The sequence below is a fragment of the Agrobacterium sp. 22-209-1 genome (assembly GCF_053522485.1).
Genome location: NZ_JBNWCH010000005.1, coordinates 152,239 through 170,570, shown reverse-complemented (window position 1 = coordinate 170,570; position 18,332 = coordinate 152,239). Strand labels below are relative to the sequence as shown.

General features: G+C 59.6%; 16 protein-coding genes. 9 read left to right on the top strand and 7 right to left on the bottom strand.

The genetic code is table 11. The annotated features are described in order from the left end of the window. Positions 1-200: 200 nt before the first annotated feature. The gene (locus ACQZ48_RS13810) at positions 201-1,379 is read left to right on the top strand and encodes a M20 aminoacylase family protein (protein ID WP_170985690.1); all 1,179 of its coding nucleotides are present in this window, start codon (positions 201-203) and stop codon (positions 1,377-1,379) included. A gap of 75 nt (positions 1,380-1,454) precedes the next feature. On the opposite strand, the gene ACQZ48_RS13805 is transcribed toward ACQZ48_RS13810, so the two are convergent. Then, the gene (locus tag ACQZ48_RS13805) at positions 1,455-1,598 is read right to left on the bottom strand and encodes a hypothetical protein (RefSeq protein ID WP_003505150.1); all 144 of its coding nucleotides are present in this window, start codon (positions 1,596-1,598) and stop codon (positions 1,455-1,457) included. Between the two features lie 229 nt (positions 1,599-1,827). Between ACQZ48_RS13805 and ACQZ48_RS13800 the strand changes: the two genes are divergently transcribed. Then, the gene (locus ACQZ48_RS13800) at positions 1,828-2,931 is read left to right on the top strand and encodes an NAD(P)/FAD-dependent oxidoreductase (RefSeq protein ID WP_077985577.1); all 1,104 of its coding nucleotides are present in this window, start codon (positions 1,828-1,830) and stop codon (positions 2,929-2,931) included. Between the two features lie 8 nt (positions 2,932-2,939). Here ACQZ48_RS13800 and ACQZ48_RS13795 read toward each other — a convergent pair whose 3' ends face one another. The 4 genes from ACQZ48_RS13795 to denD all read right to left on the bottom strand — a co-directional run bounded on the left by ACQZ48_RS13795 (position 2,940) and on the right by denD (position 7,706). Then, entirely contained in the window at positions 2,940-3,914 is a 975-nt protein-coding gene (locus ACQZ48_RS13795) for a threonine ammonia-lyase (RefSeq protein ID WP_191217197.1), read from the bottom strand. Positions 3,915-4,026: 112 nt separating this feature from the next. Further along, the gene (locus ACQZ48_RS13790; protein ID WP_173990330.1) at positions 4,027-5,811 is read right to left on the bottom strand and encodes an IlvD/Edd family dehydratase; all 1,785 of its coding nucleotides are present in this window, start codon (positions 5,809-5,811) and stop codon (positions 4,027-4,029) included. Between the two features lie 9 nt (positions 5,812-5,820). Beyond that, a complete protein-coding gene (locus tag ACQZ48_RS13785) occupies positions 5,821-6,723 on the bottom strand; it encodes an NAD(P)-dependent oxidoreductase (protein WP_077981318.1) in 903 nt (300 codons plus the stop codon). After that, positions 6,720-7,706, bottom strand: coding sequence for a D-erythronate dehydrogenase (gene denD / locus ACQZ48_RS13780; RefSeq protein WP_191217196.1), 987 nt, complete (start codon positions 7,704-7,706; stop codon positions 6,720-6,722). The genes ACQZ48_RS13785 and denD overlap by 4 nt, the downstream gene beginning before the upstream one ends. Positions 7,707-7,921: 215 nt before the next feature. Between denD and ACQZ48_RS13775 the strand changes: the two genes are divergently transcribed. The 6 genes from ACQZ48_RS13775 to ACQZ48_RS13750 all read left to right on the top strand — a co-directional run bounded on the left by ACQZ48_RS13775 (position 7,922) and on the right by ACQZ48_RS13750 (position 14,445). Then, positions 7,922-9,367, top strand: coding sequence for an FAD-binding oxidoreductase (locus tag ACQZ48_RS13775; protein WP_191217195.1), 1,446 nt, complete (start codon positions 7,922-7,924; stop codon positions 9,365-9,367). 116 nt (positions 9,368-9,483) lie between these two features. Continuing rightward, positions 9,484-10,200 (top strand): FadR/GntR family transcriptional regulator, encoded by a 717-nt coding sequence (locus tag ACQZ48_RS13770; protein WP_077981316.1) that lies wholly within the window; start codon positions 9,484-9,486, stop codon positions 10,198-10,200. 201 nt (positions 10,201-10,401) lie between these two features. After that, positions 10,402-11,562 (top strand): fumarylacetoacetate hydrolase family protein, encoded by a 1,161-nt coding sequence (locus tag ACQZ48_RS13765; protein ID WP_448728902.1) that lies wholly within the window; start codon positions 10,402-10,404, stop codon positions 11,560-11,562. Between the two features lie 21 nt (positions 11,563-11,583). Then, a complete protein-coding gene (locus tag ACQZ48_RS13760) occupies positions 11,584-12,114 on the top strand; it encodes a TRAP transporter small permease (RefSeq protein WP_077981314.1) in 531 nt (176 codons plus the stop codon). A 4-nt stretch (positions 12,115-12,118) separates the two neighbouring features. Continuing rightward, complete coding sequence (locus ACQZ48_RS13755; protein WP_077981313.1) at positions 12,119-13,396, top strand: TRAP transporter large permease; 1,278 nt, start codon at positions 12,119-12,121, stop codon at positions 13,394-13,396. Positions 13,397-13,437: 41 nt separating this feature from the next. Then, positions 13,438-14,445: a TRAP transporter substrate-binding protein gene (locus tag ACQZ48_RS13750; protein WP_137412319.1), complete on the top strand. Its 1,008-nt coding sequence runs from the start codon at positions 13,438-13,440 to the stop codon at positions 14,443-14,445. A 106-nt stretch (positions 14,446-14,551) separates the two neighbouring features. On the opposite strand, the gene acs is transcribed toward ACQZ48_RS13750, so the two are convergent. After that, positions 14,552-16,504, bottom strand: a complete 1,953-nt coding sequence (gene acs / locus ACQZ48_RS13745) for an acetate--CoA ligase (RefSeq protein ID WP_077981324.1) — start codon at positions 16,502-16,504, stop codon at positions 14,552-14,554. 230 nt (positions 16,505-16,734) lie between these two features. Here acs and ACQZ48_RS13740 point away from each other — a divergent pair, with 230 nt between their 5' ends. Next, positions 16,735-17,436, top strand: a complete 702-nt coding sequence (locus ACQZ48_RS13740; protein ID WP_162520501.1) for a DUF1013 domain-containing protein — start codon at positions 16,735-16,737, stop codon at positions 17,434-17,436. A gap of 59 nt (positions 17,437-17,495) precedes the next feature. Here ACQZ48_RS13740 and ACQZ48_RS13735 read toward each other — a convergent pair whose 3' ends face one another. Next, entirely contained in the window at positions 17,496-18,155 is a 660-nt protein-coding gene (locus ACQZ48_RS13735) for a YggS family pyridoxal phosphate-dependent enzyme (RefSeq protein ID WP_448728901.1), read from the bottom strand. Positions 18,156-18,332 lie beyond the last annotated feature (177 nt).

The following is an 18,332-nucleotide window of genomic DNA, read 5'->3' as shown; positions in this document are numbered from 1 at the left end:
ACCGAGAAGGTCCGCGCCACATCCGAAAGAAGCTAATGCCCCAGGACGTCAATAGTTCCATGCCACCTGTCGCGGCACGATGCAAGCGCTGAATTTCAGCGCGTTTCAGGGCAGGCCACGCCCCTTACGCATGGCTGCATATGCTGCTATGTCATTTGCAAAAGGCGCCGGAAAAACGGCCGAACCCGGGACTTTAAAAAATGACCAGACAGACCGCAAATCTCGCATCCTTTGCCAACCATATGGCGGATGTGGTGGCCATTCGCCGCCACCTGCACTGCAATCCCGAAATCGGCCTTTCGGAGTTCAAGACGTCGGATTTTATTGCCGAACAGTTGGCCGCGCTGGGCTATGAGGTTACGCGGGGGCTGGCCGGAACGGGTGTCGTTGCTACCCTGCGCAATGGCGACAGCACCCGCACGCTCGGCATCCGCGCCGATATCGACGCCCTGCCGATCCACGAGGAAACCGGGGTGGATTATGCGAGCGCCAATCAGGGCGTAATGCACGCCTGCGGCCATGACGGCCACACCGCCATGCTGCTCGGCGCGGCGAAGATCATCGCGGAGCGTAAAAATTTCAACGGAACCCTGCATCTGATTTTCCAGCCCGCGGAAGAGAATTTCGGCGGCGCCCGCATCATGATCGAGGACGGGCTGTTCGAACGTTTTCCCTGCGATGCGGTTTTTGCCCTGCATAACGATCCCGGTGTGCCCTTCGGGCAATTCGTGCTGCGTGACGGGCCGATCCTTGCCGCCGTCGACGAGTGCAAGATTACCGTCAACGGCTACGGCGGCCACGGCGCCGAACCCCAGGATGCAGCCGACCCCATCGTTGCCGGCGCAAGCATCATCATGGCGCTGCAAACCGTGGTGTCACGCAACATCCATCCACAATTATCGGCGGTCGTCACGGTTGGCGCGTTCCATGCCGGTGCTGCCAGCAATGTCATTCCCGAAACGGCGGAAATGCTGCTGACCATCCGCTCCTTCGATCCGGGCGTGCGCGACGAGCTGGAAAAACGCATCCGGGCGATAGCCGAAGGCCAGGCCGCCAGCTACGGCATGAGCGTCACCATCGACTATGAGCGCGGATATAACGCAACGATCAACCACAAGACGGAAACGGACTATGTCGCCGATCTCGCCCGGCGTTTTGCCGGGGCTGACAAGGTGGCGCAGATGCAGCGGCCGTCGATGGGTGCGGAAGACTTCGCCTATATGCTGGAGAAACGGCCCGGCTGTTATTTCTTCCTCGGCACCGCCCGCACCGATAACGACCCGCCGCTGCATCATCCGAAATTCGATTTCAACGACGATATCCTGCCGATCGGAACCGCATTCTGGGTCGATCTGGCGGAAGATTACCTGAAGGCGTGAATGGGCATGAAAAAGGCCGGTCGGAGGAGCGACCGGCCTTTATTCTCAAATTACCTGATGAGAAAATCGGGAGGATCAGGGAACGAGACCGAAGATGACGGCGGCGACAAAAGCCACACAGACGCCGACAAGAGCCGCATGTACCGAATCTTTCCAGTTGCGCGGCGACTGGGGCTGCGAGACAAAGTCTTTTACTTTTCCTGCCTTGGAATAAGACATTGTATACTCCTTGCCTGCTCGGCCCTTCAAAGCGGGCATTGCTTATCTCGCTTGTAAAATAGCTTTATTCCCCACTGTTTCCGTAGAGATAAAATTCCATAAGATTGGCGCATCGGGAAAAATACCGATTGCGACTTGCCCACCTGCAAGCATCAATCTACCCATGGCGCAGGATCAGCGCGGCGGAGGGCATCTCCTCTCAAAACCACTGGCGGGCACGGAAAACACCATGACGGATATCGACGCCATCATCATCGGAGCCGGGGTAATAGGGCTAGCGACAGCGCGCGAACTGGCGATACGTGGCCTTTCCGCCATTATCCTCGAAAGCGGGAAGGAATTCGGCTCGGCCACCTCCTCCCGCAACAGCGAAGTCATTCACGCCGGGCTCTATTATCCAACCGGAAGCCTCAAGGCCCGACTTTGCGTGGAGGGCAAGGAGCGGCTTTACGCCTTCTGCCAAAGCCACGGCGTTTCACATCGCCGCTGTGGCAAGCTCATCGTCGCCACGCGCGATGAAGAGGTGGCCATGCTCGCCGCCCTGCGCGAAAAAGGCATAGCTAACGGCTGCGACGACCTTGAGCTAGTCGATGCGCGACAGGCGCTCCTGCTCGAACCCGCACTCGCCTGCGTCGCAGCCCTGATATCGCCCTCGACCGGTATCATCGACAGCCATGGTTATATGCTGGCGCTCCTTGGAGACGCGCAGGATCACGGCGCTGCCCTTGCCCTGAACGCACCCTTCGAAAAGGCAGAAGTGATCCGCGATGGTTTCCGGATTCACGTCGGAGGCGCAGAGCCCACCAGCCTGACATGCCGGCTGCTCGTCAATTCTGCCGGCCTTGTCGCACCGATGGTGGCGAGGAAGATCGAAGGAGTGCCGGACGAAGTGATCCCGCAGGCGCGTTTCGCCAAGGGCAGCTATTTTTCGCTGGCTGGCAAGTCGCCCTTTTCACGGCTGATCTACCCCGCGCCGCACACCCATGGTCTCGGCGTGCATCTCACGCTCGATCTCGCTGGCCAGACCCGTTTCGGGCCGGATGTGGAGTGGGTGGACACAGTCGACTATGCCGTCGATCCCCGCCGCATGGAGGGTTTTGGAGACGCTATAAGGCGCTATTGGCCAGGTCTTCCCGATCACGCGCTGATCCCGGCCTATTCCGGTATCCGGCCAAAGATTTCCGGTCCGGACGAACCGGCCATGGACTTCCGCATCGATGGGGCGGAAACACACGGTCTTGCCGGCCTCGTCAATCTTTTCGGCATAGAAAGCCCCGGACTTACCGCCTCGCTGGCAATTGCCGGGGAGGTCGCAGCACGCTTCGAGGCCTGATCTCAACCTCACCCGAAACGGGACAGCGCGCCGGCCATGATCTGCGGATCGATATTGCCGCCGGAAGCAACTGCGATCACCGTTTCGCTTTCCAGTTCATCGCCATGAAATAGCGCCGCCGCCAGGGCCACCGCGCCGCCGGGTTCAACAACAATCTTCAGCCGGTTGAAAGCGAGAACCGTCGCACGCAGCGCCTCATCTTCGGTCACGACGACGCCTTTTCCGCAAAGCCCCGCCATGATCGGGAAGGTGATATTGCCGGGCTGCGGCGTGACGATCGCGTCGCAGATCGAACCCGAGGTCGTGGCGTTACGCTCGATCCTGCCCGAGGTAAGGGAGCGGGCCACATCGTCGAACCGTTCCGGTTCTGAAGTTCTGACCTTGTAGTTCGGCGCTTTCGCCGAAAGCGCAAGGGAGACGCCGGATGTGAGGCCACCGCCACCGCAAGGCACCAGAACCTCCGCCGCATCGATGCCCAGTTCCGCGCCCTGTTCAGCAATCTCCAGTCCCACTGTTCCCTGCCCGGCAATGACCAGCGGTTCGTCATAGGGCCTTATAAGCGTCAGCCCACGCTCGTTCGAAAGGCGATCTCCAATGGCATCGCGATCTTCGTTCGCCCGGTCATAAAGCACGACCTCTGCGCCATAAGCGCGGGTATTTTCGATTTTGATCTTCGGCGCATCCGACGGCATGATGATAATGGCAGGAACATTGTGCAGCTTCGCGGCAAGCGCCACACCCTGCGCATGGTTGCCGGAGGAAAAGGCGATCACGCCCTTGGCGCGCACCTCCGCCGGAAGGCCGGAGACGGCCGACCAGCCGCCGCGAAACTTGAAAGAACCGGTTCGTTGCAGGCATTCAGCCTTCACGAACAGCTTTCGCCCGGCAATTTCGTCCAGAAAAGAGGATGAAAGAAGCGGTGTGCGAACCGCATGGTTGCCGATGCGCCCACGCGCGGCTTCTATCATCGAAATATCTGTCATGTCATGCCCCTGTGATGCGGATTTGCGGGTACATTAAGAGGTCGCACTCAATTGCGAAACCGCCTGGAAAAGAAAAATCCCCGGGCATGGCCGGGGATTTTGTCCTATGCGATCAATGATTGTGCCGGGGCATCTTCTCGGCAATCCGGCGGAAATCTGCGGCACCTTCCAGAACCGCGCCATCCGAAAGCTGGGTTACGGATTTACGATAGATGCGCTGCCATGGTGTCGCATCCGCGGGAACAGCGGGAATGCCGTCAGCCTTGCGCGCTTCCAGCTCCGCCTCCGCCACCAGCGCATTGCACTCGCCTTCATTGAAATCGATGCGGATCACATCGCCGGTGCGCAGCCATGCCAGTCCGCCACCCGCCGCGCTTTCCGGCGAGGCGTTGAGGATGGACGGGCTGTCCGCCGTTCCCGACTGGCGGCCGTCGCCGATCGTCGGCAGGCTGGTGATACCCTTTTTCAACAACGCATCCGGCGGCTGCATGTTGACGACCTCAGCCGAACCCGGCCAGCCGAGCGGCCCCGCACCGCGAATGACGAGGATAGTGCGCTCATCGATATCAAGGGACGGATCGTTGATACGGGCGTGATAGTCTTCCGAACCGTCGAACACCACACATTTGCCCTCGAAAATTCCCTCGCGGCCCGGCTCGCTCAGATAGCGCTGGCGGAATTCCGCCGAGATAACGCTCGTCTTCATGATGGCGAAATCGAACAGATTGCCCTTGAGAACGAGGAAACCGGCCCTTTCCTTGAGCGGCTTATCGTAAGGCAGGATCACGTCACGGTCGGTGGATTCCCGGCCTTCAAGATTTTCCGCCATGGTTTTGCCGGTTACGGTCGGACAGCTTCCATCGAGCTTGCCCGCGTTGAGAAGCTCCCACATGATGGCGGGCGTGCCGCCGGCGCGGTGATATTTCTCCCCCAGCCATTTACCGGCCGGCTGGACATTGGCAAGGAGCGGAATGTCGTAGCCGTGAACCTGCCAGTCCTCCTCGCGAAGCTCCACGCCCGCATGTTTCGCCATGGCCGCCAGATGTGGCTGGGCATTGGTAGAGCCGCCAATCGCCGAATTGACGCGGATCGCGTTCAAAAACGCCTCGCGCGTCATGATGTCGGAGGGCTTGATGTTCTCGACAACCAGCTCGACGGCACGGCGGCCGGTGCGATAGGCCATCTGGCCGCGTTCACGGTAAGCTGCAGGGATCGCGCCGCAGCCGGTGAGCGACATGCCGAGCGCCTCCGCCATGGCATTCATGGTGGACGCGGTGCCCATGGTGTTGCAATGGCCGACCGAAGGCGCGGATTCGAGCGCCGCCTGCAAGAATTCCTCGCGGGTGATTTCGCCAGCACCGTATTTACGGCGCATGCGCCAGATGACGGTGCCAGAACCGACCAGATCGCCGTCATGATAACCGTCGAGCATCGGCCCGCCGGATAGAACGATGGCTGGAATATCCACCGTGCTTGCCGCCATCAGCGCCGAAGGCGTAGTCTTGTCGCAGCCCGTGGTCAAAACGACGCCGTCGAGCGGATAACCGTAAAGCACCTCCACGAGGCTCAGATAGGCAAGATTGCGGTCGAGCGCCGCTGTCGGGCGCTTGCAGTTTTCGAACATCGGATGGGTCGGAAACTCGATGGGAATGCCGCCCGCGTCACGAATACCGTCCCGCACCCGCTTGACCAGCTCCACGTGGACGCGGTTACAGGGCGTCAGGTCGCTGCCGCTCTGGGCGATGCCGATGACCGGCTTGCCGGAGCGCAGTTCTTCCGGCGTCACGCCGTAATTCATGAAACGCTCCAGATAGAGCGCCGTCATGTCGAGATGTTCGGGATTATCGAACCAGTCTTGCGACCGCAAACGGCGCATCGGTGTCTTGTCGTCGCTCATGAGATCGCTTCAGCCCTGTTCCCGGTTGTTCAGTTTTTCGAGGTAAAGCAGGATGCCGCTATGATCGATATCGGCCCCGCCGTCACCGACGAAATCATCAAATTCCCGCGTGACCTGCTGGGTGAGCGGCAGGGTGAGAGCGAGATCCTTGGCCGTCGCCAGCACGCCGTTCAGATCCTTGAGCTGGAACTTGGACGGACCGCCCGGCACAAAATTGCGCTTCACCATGCGGTCGCCATGCAGTTCCAGGATCCGGCTTTCGGCAAAACCGCCGCGAATGGCGTTACGGAACCCTTCACGCGATGCGCCGCCCGCTTCCACCAGCATCATCGCCTCGGCAACCGCGCCGATGGTGATGGCGACGATCTGCTGGTTGGCGAGCTTGCACAGTTGGCCGGCACCCGAGGGACCGACATAGGTGAGCCGGCCCATCGGCGCGAAAACATCGGCAAGACCCGAGATCAGCGTCTCGTCCCCACCGGCCATGATGGCGAGCGTACCGGCCGTCGCGCCCGGCACACCGCCGGAAACCGGCGCATCGACGTGATGGATGCCCAACGACTGAAGCCGGGAGGAATGTTCTCGCGCAATCGGCGGCGCAATCGAGCTGCTGTCGATCACGACAGCACCCTTTTTCAGCGCTTCGGCCATGCCGGCCTCGAAAAGCACCTCGCCCACGGCCTTGCCGTCGCTCAGCATGGTGATGACGATATCGGCGCCCCTGGCTGCCTCCGCCGGCGATGCAGCGACGACCGCGCCATCGGCAACAAGCGCCTCGGCCTTATCGGCGCTACGGTTCCAGACGGTGACCGAAAAGCCGGCGCCCAGCAGACGCCGGGCCATCGGCCCGCCCATCAGGCCCGTGCCGATAAAGGCGACAGACCGCTTCTTCTCCTCCCCGCCAGCACTCATTTTAGTGAACCTCCCAGTTCGTCCTCGATATGAACCTGAATGATTTCTTCGAACGAGCTTTCAGCCGTAAAGCCGAGTTCGCGGGCGCGCTTGGCTTCGAAACCGGGGGCCCAGCCTTCACACATGCGCATGATCATCTCATTCGGCTCGCGGCGGATGAGGGCAACGGCCTTTTCGCCGGCGACCTTGCGCAGCGCTTCGATCTGCTCGCCGACGGTGGCGCTGAGGCCTGGCATCGACAGGTTGCGACGCGGGCCGACCTTTTCCACGTCAATCGTTGCGCCATGGATGAGGAAGCCGACGGCGGAACGCGGCGAAGCGTGCCAGTGGCGAATGCTCTCAGGCACCGGCAGCACCGCTTCCTGGCCGACCAGCGGCTCGCGCAGAATATTGGAGAAGAAGCCGGAGGCGGCCGCATTCGGCTTGCCGGGGCGGATGCAGATGGTCGGCAGGCGAATGCCGATACCATCGAAGAAACCGCGACGGCTGTAGTCGGAAAGCAGCAGCTCGCAGATCGCTTTCTGCGTGCCGTAGCTGGTCAATGGCGTGGAGTGGAACTCGTCCGGGATCGGATAGGGCAGCGGCGCGCCGAAGACGGCGATAGACGAGGTGAAAACCACGCGCGGCTTGTAACCATCCATGCCGTTGGCGATGCGGATGGCGTCGAAGAGATAACGCGTGCCGTCGAGGTTGATGCGGTAGCCCTTGTCGAAATCGAGTTCAGCTTCGCCGGAGACGATGGCGGCAAGGTGGAAGATGACGTCCGGCCGGACTTCGACCAGCTTTTCAGCCTCACCCGGTGCGGAGAGGTCGGCCGCGCGTGCATCGACAGCACCAGAAAAACCGGTAGGCGCTTCAGGCTGGAACACGTCGATAAGCGTGAATTTCTCGACCGGCCTGCCGCCCAGCGATCCATCCTTGACGAGACGCTGCGTCAGCTTGCGGCCAACCATGCCTGCGGCGCCGATGATTGCGATATGCATGTCTTCCTCCTCTTTGTCCCGACCATTCTCCCGAGACCGAAAAAACATCATCGGCCAACCGACCGATAAATTAGCTTGTAAGGTTGTCTGATAACCTTATATGATCGAGTTGAAAATAGTATTTTTTTACAAACTGGAAAAAGCAAGGGCGCCGGCAAAATCAAGGCACGTCCCTTGCCAGGGCACTTTAGGGCGGATTGGACGGAGAGGGTGAAATGACGATCGTGAGCGAACACGACATCGAGGAACTGCGGTTCTCGCTGAAGAACAGGCTGGGCGAAGCTTTGCTGCTGACATCGCAAGAGGACATGCTGCGCTATTGCCGCGACTGGCATGGCGACGTCACCAGCTCGGCCGTGGCCGTTATCCGCCCCCGTTCGACGAAGGAAGTTTCCGACACGGTCAGCGCCTGCGCCGAACTCGGCCTCGCCATCATCCCCCAGGGCGGGAATACTGGTCTGGTGCTCGGCGGCATTCCCGATGCCCCCAAGCGTCAGGTCGTATTGAGCCTCGAGCGCATGAACGCCATCCGCACCATCGATAGCGACGATTTTTCCGCCGTCGTGGAGGCCGGCTGCATTCTCTCGGAATTCAAGGATGCGGTTGAGGAAAAGGGTATGTTCTTCCCGCTGTCGCTCGGCGCACAGGGCAGCTGCCGCATCGGCGGCAACGTCTCCACCAATGCGGGCGGCATCAATGTCCTGCGCTACGGCATGACCCGCGAACTGGTGCTGGGTCTGGAAGTGGTCCTTCCAGATGGCACCATCTGGAACGGGCTTTCCACGCTGCGCAAGGATAATCGCGGCATCGATCTGAAGCAACTCTTCATCGGCGCGGAAGGAACGCTCGGCATCGTCACAGCCGTTGCCGTCAAGCTTTACCCTAATCCTGAACATGTCGAGACGGCGCTTCTCGGCCTCAATTCGCTTGATGATGCCATCAAGCTTTACCGCCGCGCCCGCCGCGAATGCTGCGACCTGATGTCCGCCTTCGAATTCATGCCGCCTGTCGCCTTCACGCTGGCGATCGAAGCTATACCCGACCTGAAAATGCCGATTGCCGGCGATTACCCCGCTTACGTGCTGATGGAAATTTCAGGCTCCGGTCTGGTGGACACGGCCGACCTGATGGGCCGCTTCCTTGAGGGTGTGATGGAAGACGGCTTGGTGCTGGACGGCGTGATCGCTTCTTCACGGGCACAGGCGCAATCGCTGTGGCTGTTCCGCGAAGGCATGAACGAAGGGCAGGCGCTGCGCGGCGCCCATATGCGCACCGACATTTCCGTGCCCTTGTCGAAACTCGCCGCTTTCGTGGCAGAAGCCGAGGCGGAACTGGCGGAAAAACTGCCGGAGTGCCTGGCGGTTTCCTACGGCCATGTCGGAGACGGCAACGTCCACCTCAACGTGCTTCCGCCGAACGGTTCGACGCCGGAAGAGCGCGAAGCATTTATCTACAAGTCCAAGACACTCGTTAACGAGGTCCTCGACCGCTACATCGGCAGCATCAGCGCCGAACACGGCATCGGCCGCCTGAAACGCTCTGATTTCGAAAGCCGGCTATCTGATGTACAGCGCCGGATGATCACGGGTCTGAAAAACGCCTTCGACCCTGATTTGCGGATGAATCCCGGTTGCCAGATAACCCTGCAACCGGATAGCTAATCGAGGACGGCGAAGGCGGCTGAAAGCGCGGCCTTTGAAAACCCCGCGGACGGCGAAGGAGGAAGTCGCCTACCGCGGGAAAACGAACCAATCGTTTCTGTGGAACGGGAGCAACCATGACGCTGGAGTTCAGTCAGATTCATCGCAACGACCATCTGCCCGGCCGGATCGCTGCGGAGATTGCGCGCGAAATCAATGATTCGAAGCTCGGACCGGGCGACAGGTTGCCAACCGAACATGTTTTGGCAAAAACTTTCGGGGTCAGCCGCTCGGTCATCCGCGAGGCGATCGCGCAATTGCGCAACGAAGGTTTTGTTGAAACCCGGCAGGGCGTTGGCGCATTCGTCACCGATCCTCGGCAAAGACTGTCCATCCGAATCGAGCGATCGCGGCTGAACGATCCGGAAAATTTCCGCGATCTTTTCCAGCTTCGCATGCCACTGGAAATAGAAGCAGCCGGGCTGGCCGCACTGCACCGCAGCCCGCAGCAGTTGACGCGGCTAGCGGCAGCTTTGGAAAAGATGAAAACCGCCGACGATTGGTCGACGGAAGGCGTCGCGGCCGATCTTGACTTTCACCGCATTCTGGCGGAAGCGACTGAGAACGAATATTTCCTGATGTTCCTCGGCTTCATCGCGGAACGCATCAGCTCCGCCATCAATATTGCTTTTTCGCGTGCAGTTTTTGGTGAAATTCTCGAGGTGACGATCGCCGAGCATGTGGCAATCTACGAGGCCGTCGAGAAGGCCGATGCCACAGCCGCCAAGAACGCCATGCGCAAGCATCTGATCGGTGCTGCAAGTCGGGTCAATCTCGAACTCGACATCTTCTGAGCCGCAAATGAGCAGGCCGAAAAAGCTATAGGACAGGTTTACGATTTTCCGGTAATTGAGGCACGGAACACGATAATTTTGTCGGCGTAGCCGCTAGACTCGCAGCAAAAGTCATACTAAGAAGAATAGGATTAGGTTGTCAGACATCCAGACAATAAGACCGCAGGAGGCGGCCTGTGGGGTGCTGAAGGGGAGAACTACATGACCGGAAAAAGGTCCATCGACGCTGCCGCAATTTTGCCTGAAGATTTCGAAAACGCGCTGCTCGTCGGCCGCGTCTGGTCGAAAAGCGAAGACGGCCCCTGCCCTGTCCTGCTGAAGGGCGGCGTGCTTTATGACCTCACTTCGATTTCCCCAACCATGTCCGAACTTCTGGAAAAGACGGATCTGGTGCAGAGGCTCGCCGACACCGGCTCTCTTGTCGCACTCGGCGCGCTGGAAGCGTTTCTGGACGGTTCCGCCGGCGAACTCCTTGCCCCCAACGATATTCAGGCTGTCAAGGCCGCCGGTGTCACTTTCGCCGACAGCATGCTGGAACGCGTGATCGAGGAGCAGGCCAAGGGCGATCCGCTGCGCGCGCAGGAAATTCGCGGACGACTGGCGCCGGTTCTCGGCGACAATCTCAAGGGACTTGAGGCCGGCTCCGAAAAAGCTGCCGAAGTGAAGAAACTGCTCCAGGAAATGGGCCTCTGGTCGCAATATCTGGAAGTGGGCATCGGCCCGGATGCGGAGATATTCTCCAAGGCGCAGGCCATGGCTTCTGTCGGCTGCGGAGCGCTGATCGGCGTTCACCCGAAGTCGCAGTGGAACAACCCGGAGCCGGAAGTGGTGCTCGCCATCACCTCAGACGGCCGCATCGTCGGCGCAACGCTCGGCAACGACGTCAACCTGCGCGACTTCGAAGGTCGTTCCGCCCTGCTGCTCAGCAAGGCGAAGGACAATAACGCATCCTGCGCGATCGGTCCCTTCATCCGCCTGTTCGACGGAAACTTCACCATTGAAGATGTGAAGAGGTCGCAAATCTCGCTTTTGGTCGAGGGCGAAGACGGTTTCACCATGACGGGCGTCAGCCCGATGGAGGCGATCAGCCGCACGCCGGAAAACCTTAGCTCCCAGCTCTTGAACCGTAACCACCAATATCCTGACGGCGCCGTCTTCTTCCTCGGCACGATGTTTGCGCCGGTCAAGGACCGCCATGGCCCAGGCCTCGGCTTCACCCATTCGAAGGGTGACCGTGTCGAAATCTCCACGCCCAAGCTCGGTAAGCTGATCAACTGGGTCACGACGACGGACGAATGCCCGGAATGGACGTTCGGCACCGTGGCCCTGATGCGCAACCTGGCGAAACGAGGGCTGCTCTAGATATTTCTTCGGGAGGGGAAAATGCAGAAGATCATCAATCTCTTTTACCGGATTCTCGAAATCATTCTCGTCCTGCTGCTTGCCGGCATGGCGATCATGGTCTTCGTCAACGTCGTCATGCGTTACACGATGAATTCGGGCATAAACGTCTCAGAAGAATTGTCACGCTTCTTTTTCGTGTGGCTCACCTTCACCGGCGCCGTCGTCGCCTTCAGGGAACATGGTCACATGGGTATCGAAACCATGGTGATGTTCCTGTCGCGCCGCGGCCGCATCCTCTGCATGATCTTATCAAACATTGTCATCCTCACCTGTTCCGCCATCTTCTTCTGGGGGACGTGGAAGCAGTCTGGCATCAATGCCAGCATGCATGCGCCAGTCACCAAGCTATCGATGATCTGGGTCTACGGCATCGGCATGTTCACCGGCGCCCTGATGTTCATCATTGCGCTGGAACGTCTGTACCGGCTCGTTACGGGCCGCGTGACGGAAGACGAAATCGCCCAGTTCGCGGGCGAAAACATGACGATCGAACAGCTTTCGGAGCGCTGATACCATGACACTCCTCGTTTTTGTCGGCTCTCTGCTCGGCGCTATGGCGATTGGCGTTCCCGTCGCTTTCTCGCTGATGTTTTGCGGCGTTGTGCTCATGTGGTATATGGGCATGTTCAATACCCAGATCATCGCTCAGAACATGATCGCCGGCGCGGATACATTCACGCTGCTCGCCATCCCTTTCTTCATTCTGGCCGGTGAACTGATGAACTCTGGCGGCCTCTCCCGCCGCATCATCGATTTTGCGATCGCCTGCGTCGGTCATATCAGGGGCGGTCTCGGGATCGTCGCCATCATGGCGGCCATCATCATGGCCAGCATCTCCGGCTCGGCCGCAGCCGATACCGCGGCGCTTGCCGCAATCCTCATCCCGATGATGGCGAAGGCCGGTTACAACGTGCCGCGCTCGGCAGGTCTCATTGCTTCCGGCGGTATCATCGCTCCGGTCATCCCCCCCTCCATGGCCTTCATTGTTTTCGGCGTTGCCGCCAACGTCTCGATCACCCAGCTCTTCATGGCGGGGATCGTACCGGGCCTGCTGATGGGCCTTTCATTGGTCGCAACCTGGTTGTTCGTCGTCCGTAAGGACAACATAACGCCGCTTCCGAAGACCACGGCCAAGCAACGCATGCGGGCAACAGCACGTGCCGGGTGGGCGCTCGGTATGCCGGTTATCATTCTCGGAGGGATCAAGGCCGGCATCATGACCCCGACAGAAGCCGCTGTCGTGGCCGCTGCCTACGCCCTGTTTGTCGGCATGGTGGTCTACCGCGAACTAAAGCCGAGTGAGCTTCCGCACGTGCTCCTGCGCGCAGCCAAGAGCACCTCGATCATCATGTTCCTGGTCTGCGCCGCACTCGTCTCCGCATGGCTTATCACGGCTGCAAACATTCCGAACGAGGTTGTCGGTTACATCGAACCGCTGATCGACCGTCCGATGTTCTTGATGTTTGCGATCATGGTCCTGATCCTGGTCGTCGGTACTGCGCTCGACCTGACACCCACCATCCTGATCCTGACGCCCGTTCTGATGCCGATCATCAAGCAGGCGGGCATCGACCCAGTCTATTTCGGCGTCCTCTTCATCATGAATACCTGTATCGGTCTCATCACGCCCCCTGTTGGCGTCGTGCTGAACGTCGTCAGCGGCGTCGGTAGGGTTCCGTTGGGCCGCGTCACGGCGGGCGTACTGCCTTTCCTGCTGACACAGGTCGCCGTGCTGTTCCTTCTGGTGATTTTCCCGGACATCGTCCTCGTACCACTGCAGTATCTCCGTTAACCCGCAACCCGCTTCTCGCAAACAATCCAAGGGAGGATATTATGAGAAAGCTTCTTCTGACCACCACGGCAATCGCTTTCGCAGTTGGCACTGCTGCCCCGGCAATGGCCGAATTCAACAGCCGCAACATCCGTGTTTCCAACGGCATCAACCAGGACCATCCGGTCGGCAACGGCATCAAGGCCATGCAGGCCTGCCTCGACGACAAGTCGGGCGGCAAGCTGAAGCTGACCGCATTCTGGGGCGGCGCGCTCGGCGGCGACCTCCAGGCGACCCAGGCCCTGCGCTCCGGCGTTCAGGAAGCGGTCGTAACGTCCTCGTCGCCGCTCGTCGGCCTGATCCCGTCGCTCGGCGTCTTCGACCTGCCGTTCCTGTTCTCCAACGCCAAGGAAGCCGATGCCGTCATGGACGGCGCCTTCGGCGACATGATGAACAAGAAGCTGGAAGAACAGGGCCTCGTAAACCTGGCCTACTGGGAAAACGGTTTCCGCAACCTGTCGAACTCCAAGCGTGCCGTGAACAAGTGGGAAGATTTCTCGGGCCTCAAGGTCCGCGTGATGCAGAACAACATCTTCCTCGACACCTTCCAGAACCTCGGCGCCAATGCAACGCCGATGGCCTTCGGCGAAGTCTTCTCGGCGCTGGAAACCAACGCGATCGACGCGCAGGAAAACCCCTATGTGACGATCGACACCTCCAAGTTCTACGAGGTGCAGAAATACGTCACCGAGACGAACCACGCCTATACGCCGTTCCTCTTCCTCTTCTCCAAGCCGATCTTCGACAGCTACACGCCCGAAGAACAGGCCGCCCTGCGTGAATGCGCGGTCGTCGGCCGCGACGAAGAGCGCAAGGTCATCCGCGAGCTGAACCAGAAGTCGCTGGAAAAGATCAAGGCGGCTGGCCTCGAAGTGAACACGCTGTCTCCTGAAGAACAGGCGCGCATTCGCGAAAAGTCGATGGTTGTCTACGAAAAGCACAAGGCTGAAATCGGCGCCGACATCGTCGACGCCGTTCTGGCGGACCTGAAGAAGATCCGCGGCCAGTAATCCTGACTGCATACAACTAAAAACACCCGGAGGTTCCGCCTCCGGGTGTTTTTGTTTGTGAAAATCGCCAATAGAAAAAAGGCTGCCGGAGCAGCCTTTCAACGGATCACGCCGTACGGTTCTGCCGGTTGGCGATGAGGTCGTCGACAACGGCCGGATCGGCGAGCGTCGACGTATCTCCCAGCGCACCAAAGTCATCCTCGGCGATCTTGCGCAGGATACGCCGCATGATCTTGCCGGAACGGGTTTTCGGCAGGCCCGGCGCGAACTGGATTTTATCCGGTGTCGCAACCGGTCCGATTTCGTTGCGGACGTGCTTCACCAGCTCCTCGCGCAATGAATAATCGCCGTTCTGGCCCGCCATCAGCGTGACATAACAATAAATGCCCTGCCCCTTGATGGGATGCGGATAACCGACAACGGCTGCCTCCGAAACAAGGTGATGCGACACCAGCGCCGATTCCACTTCAGCGGTGCCGAGACGGTGGCCCGACACGTTCAGAACGTCATCCACGCGGCCAGTGATCCAGTAATATCCATCCTCGTCACGACGGCAGCCGTCACCGGTGAAATATTTGCCCTTGTAGGTGGAGAAGTATGTATCGACAAAGCGCTGGTGATCGCCATAGACGGAGCGCGACTGGCCCGGCCAGCTGTCGATGATGCACAGATTGCCGTCCGCCGGTCCTTCCAGCACATTACCTTCGGCATCGACCAGCTGCGGCTGCACGCCGAAGAACGGCCTTGTGGCCGAGCCGGGTTTCAGATCGGTCGCGCCCGGCAGCGGCGAAATGAGAATGCCGCCGGTTTCCGTCTGCCACCAGGTATCGACGATCGGGCTCTTGTCCTCGCCGACCACATGGTAATACCACTCCCAGGCTTCCGGATTGATCGGCTCGCCGACCGTGCCGAGAAGCCGCAGGCTGCTGCGCGAGGAGCGCTTCACGAACTGGTCGCCCGCCCCCATCAGCGATCTGAGCGCTGTCGGCGCCGTATAGAAGATATTGACCTTGTGCTTGTCGATGACTTCCCAGAAGCGGCCCTGATCCGGGAAGTTCGGAACGCCTTCGAACATCAGCGTCGTCGCGCAATTCGCAAGCGGCCCGTAGACGATATAGGAATGGCCGGTGACCCAGCCGACATCGGCCGTGCACCAGTACACCTCGCCGTCCTTGTAGTCGAAGACATATTCATGCGTCATCGACGTATAGACGAGATAGCCGCCCGTGGTGTGCAGCACGCCCTTCGGCTTGCCGGTGGAGCCGGACGTATAGAGGATGAACAGCGGATCTTCCGCGCGCATCTTCACCGGCGGGCAATCCGGTTTCACGGTAGCGATTTCCTGATGGTACCAGATGTCACGGCCCGGCGCCCAGCCGGTCTTGCCGCCGGTGCGGCGTACCACCAGAACCTTGTTAACGATGACATATTGCTTGGCGGCAATATCGATCGCCTTGTCGGTGTTTTCCTTGAGCGGGATCGGCTTGCCGCCGCGCACGCCTTCATCGCAAGTGATGACGAAGGTCGATTCGCAGTCGACGATACGGCCGGCCAGCGCTTCTGGCGAGAAGCCGCCAAAGACGACGGAGTGCACCGCACCGATGCGCGCGCAGGCGAGCATCGCATAGGCCGCTTCCGGAATCATCGGCATATAGATCGTGACGCGGTCACCCTTCTTGACGCCGTGCTTCTTCAGCACGTTGGCCAGACGGCAGACATAGTCGTAGAGCTGATTATAGGTGATCTTCTTGTCGATATAGGGGTTGTCGCCTTCCCAGATGATCGCCGTGCGCTCGCCATGCGTCTTCAGATGCCGGTCGATACAGTTATAGGAAACGTTGGTCAGGCCATCCTCGAACCACTTGATCGGCACGCGCCCCTTGAACGACGTGTTCTTGACCTTGGTATAAGGCTTGAACCAGTCGATCCGACGGCCGTGCTTGTCCCAGAACTTTTCAGGATCCTCGACGCTCTCCTGGTACCATTTCTGGTAACGCTCATTATCGATGAGCGTGCGGGCTTTCGCCGACTTGAGCACCGGGTAGATTTTGGCAGACATGAACTCCTCCTGGAACCGGGTATGGCTTCTGACGCGGCCCGAGACTCCCACCTCAGGCATGTGTTGAATTCATAGCAGGTCAATTGCGCACGGCAATTAGACAAAGGTCATTTGTTTCGCAAAGAATTGCAATTATGATGCAATCCGGTTATAGAGCGGCAATATCCCGGAAATCAGTGGTTGATACCACGCCCGCGACACCGGCGCGGACGGACAGAAGGACTGTATCTATGGCTCAACAATTGCTCATGCCAAAGGCAACGGCTGTATGGCTGGTTGACAACACCGCGCTGTCGTTCGATCAGATCGCCACGTTCTGCAAACTGCATCCGCTCGAAGTCAAGGCCATTGCCGACGGTGAAGCCGCGCAGGGCATCAAGGGTCTCGATCCGATCGCGACCGGACAGCTCTCCCGTGACGAAATCGCCCGCGCGGAAGGCAATCCGAACCACAAGCTCAAGCTTTCCGAGCCTAAGGTTCGCGTGCCGGAATCCAAGCGCCGCGGCCCGCGCTACACCCCGGTTTCCAAGCGTCAGGATCGTCCGAACGCTATTCTCTGGCTCGTTCGCAACCACCCGGAACTGAAGGATGCGCAGATTTCGCGTCTCGTCGGCACCACAAAATCGACGATCGAACAGATTCGCGACCGCACCCACTGGAACTCGGCCAACCTGACGCCGATGGATCCTGTGACGCTCGGCCTCTGCAGCCAGATCGATCTCGACCTCGAGGTCGAACGCGCCTCGCGCGGCCGTCCGCTGCCGACTGCCGAAGAACTGGATAACACGCTGCAGCCGGCAACGGCGACGGAAGGTCTGGACTACAGCTTCCAGCGCGAGGAAGACGAGCAGATCGACGCCGATGCGGTCTTCAAGAAGCTCAGCTCGCTGAAATCCACGCAGAAGGACGAAGACGAGGACGATCACTACTGATCGGACGTCTTTTAGAGTTTAAAAACCCGGCCTCAGCGCCGGGTTTTTAATTTGCAGCCTTATCGCGCACCGAAGATCGCCGAACCCACACGAACACTCGTCGCGCCGAATTCCACGGCAGTTTCGAAATCGCCCGACATGCCCATGGAAAGCTTCTCAAGCCCACATTGTTTGGCAAGCTTCGCCAGAAGCGCAAAATGCGGGCCCGGATTTTCATCCGCCGGCGGAATGCACATCAGTCCTTCGACCTGCAATTTCAGCTCATCCCGACAAAAATCCACGAAAGCTACGGTCTCACGCGGGTCGATACCCGCCTTTTGCGGCTCAAGGCCAGTATTGACCTGCACATAAAAACGAAGGCTGCGACCCTGTTTACTGCATTCTTCGGCAAGCGCGCGGGCGATCTTCTCCCGATCAACACTTTGCACCACATCAAACAGCGCCACGGCGTCCGCCGCCTTGTTGGACTGTAGCGGGCCAATCAGATGCAACTCGATATCAGGCGTCTTCTGCTTAAGCGCCGGCCACTTGCCCTGCGCTTCCTGCACGCGGTTCTCGCCGAACACGCGCTCACCGGCATCGATGACCGGCTGGATCGCCTCCGCGTCGAAGGTCTTCGAGACCGTGACGAGGGCAACATCCGCCGCCTTGCGTCCGGATTTTTCCGCAACATCGGCAATGCGCTGCCTGACATCCTCGAGACGTGCTTCGATTTCCATCACAAGACCTTCATTTGAACCATTCGCAACGCTAACTAGCCACCGATTGCCTTGATGCCAAGCGCCTTTAGCACCATTTGAGGCACGCTGGCCAAGATTGAACGTCCGAACGTCCCGCCAAACTTGACGGCCCGGTCGTTTCATGGTGAAGGTCAGCGCACATTTTTCCCCTCGATA

Coding starts and splice junctions, on each gene's coding strand:
- ACQZ48_RS13810 (WP_170985690.1), top strand. CDS start 201: ATGACCAGACAGACCGCAAATCTCGCATCCTTTGCCAACCATATGGCG.
- ACQZ48_RS13805 (WP_003505150.1), bottom strand. CDS start 1,598: ATGTCTTATTCCAAGGCAGGAAAAGTAAAAGACTTTGTCTCGCAGCCC.
- ACQZ48_RS13800 (WP_077985577.1), top strand. CDS start 1,828: ATGACGGATATCGACGCCATCATCATCGGAGCCGGGGTAATAGGGCTA.
- ACQZ48_RS13795 (WP_191217197.1), bottom strand. CDS start 3,914: ATGACAGATATTTCGATGATAGAAGCCGCGCGTGGGCGCATCGGCAAC.
- ACQZ48_RS13790 (WP_173990330.1), bottom strand. CDS start 5,811: ATGAGCGACGACAAGACACCGATGCGCCGTTTGCGGTCGCAAGACTGG.
- ACQZ48_RS13785 (WP_077981318.1), bottom strand. CDS start 6,723: ATGAGTGCTGGCGGGGAGGAGAAGAAGCGGTCTGTCGCCTTTATCGGC.
- denD (WP_191217196.1), bottom strand. CDS start 7,706: ATGCATATCGCAATCATCGGCGCCGCAGGCATGGTTGGCCGCAAGCTG.
- ACQZ48_RS13775 (WP_191217195.1), top strand. CDS start 7,922: ATGACGATCGTGAGCGAACACGACATCGAGGAACTGCGGTTCTCGCTG.
- ACQZ48_RS13770 (WP_077981316.1), top strand. CDS start 9,484: ATGACGCTGGAGTTCAGTCAGATTCATCGCAACGACCATCTGCCCGGC.
- ACQZ48_RS13765 (WP_448728902.1), top strand. CDS start 10,402: ATGACCGGAAAAAGGTCCATCGACGCTGCCGCAATTTTGCCTGAAGAT.
- ACQZ48_RS13760 (WP_077981314.1), top strand. CDS start 11,584: ATGCAGAAGATCATCAATCTCTTTTACCGGATTCTCGAAATCATTCTC.
- ACQZ48_RS13755 (WP_077981313.1), top strand. CDS start 12,119: ATGACACTCCTCGTTTTTGTCGGCTCTCTGCTCGGCGCTATGGCGATT.
- ACQZ48_RS13750 (WP_137412319.1), top strand. CDS start 13,438: ATGAGAAAGCTTCTTCTGACCACCACGGCAATCGCTTTCGCAGTTGGC.
- acs (WP_077981324.1), bottom strand. CDS start 16,504: ATGTCTGCCAAAATCTACCCGGTGCTCAAGTCGGCGAAAGCCCGCACG.
- ACQZ48_RS13740 (WP_162520501.1), top strand. CDS start 16,735: ATGGCTCAACAATTGCTCATGCCAAAGGCAACGGCTGTATGGCTGGTT.
- ACQZ48_RS13735 (WP_448728901.1), bottom strand. CDS start 18,155: ATGGAAATCGAAGCACGTCTCGAGGATGTCAGGCAGCGCATTGCCGAT.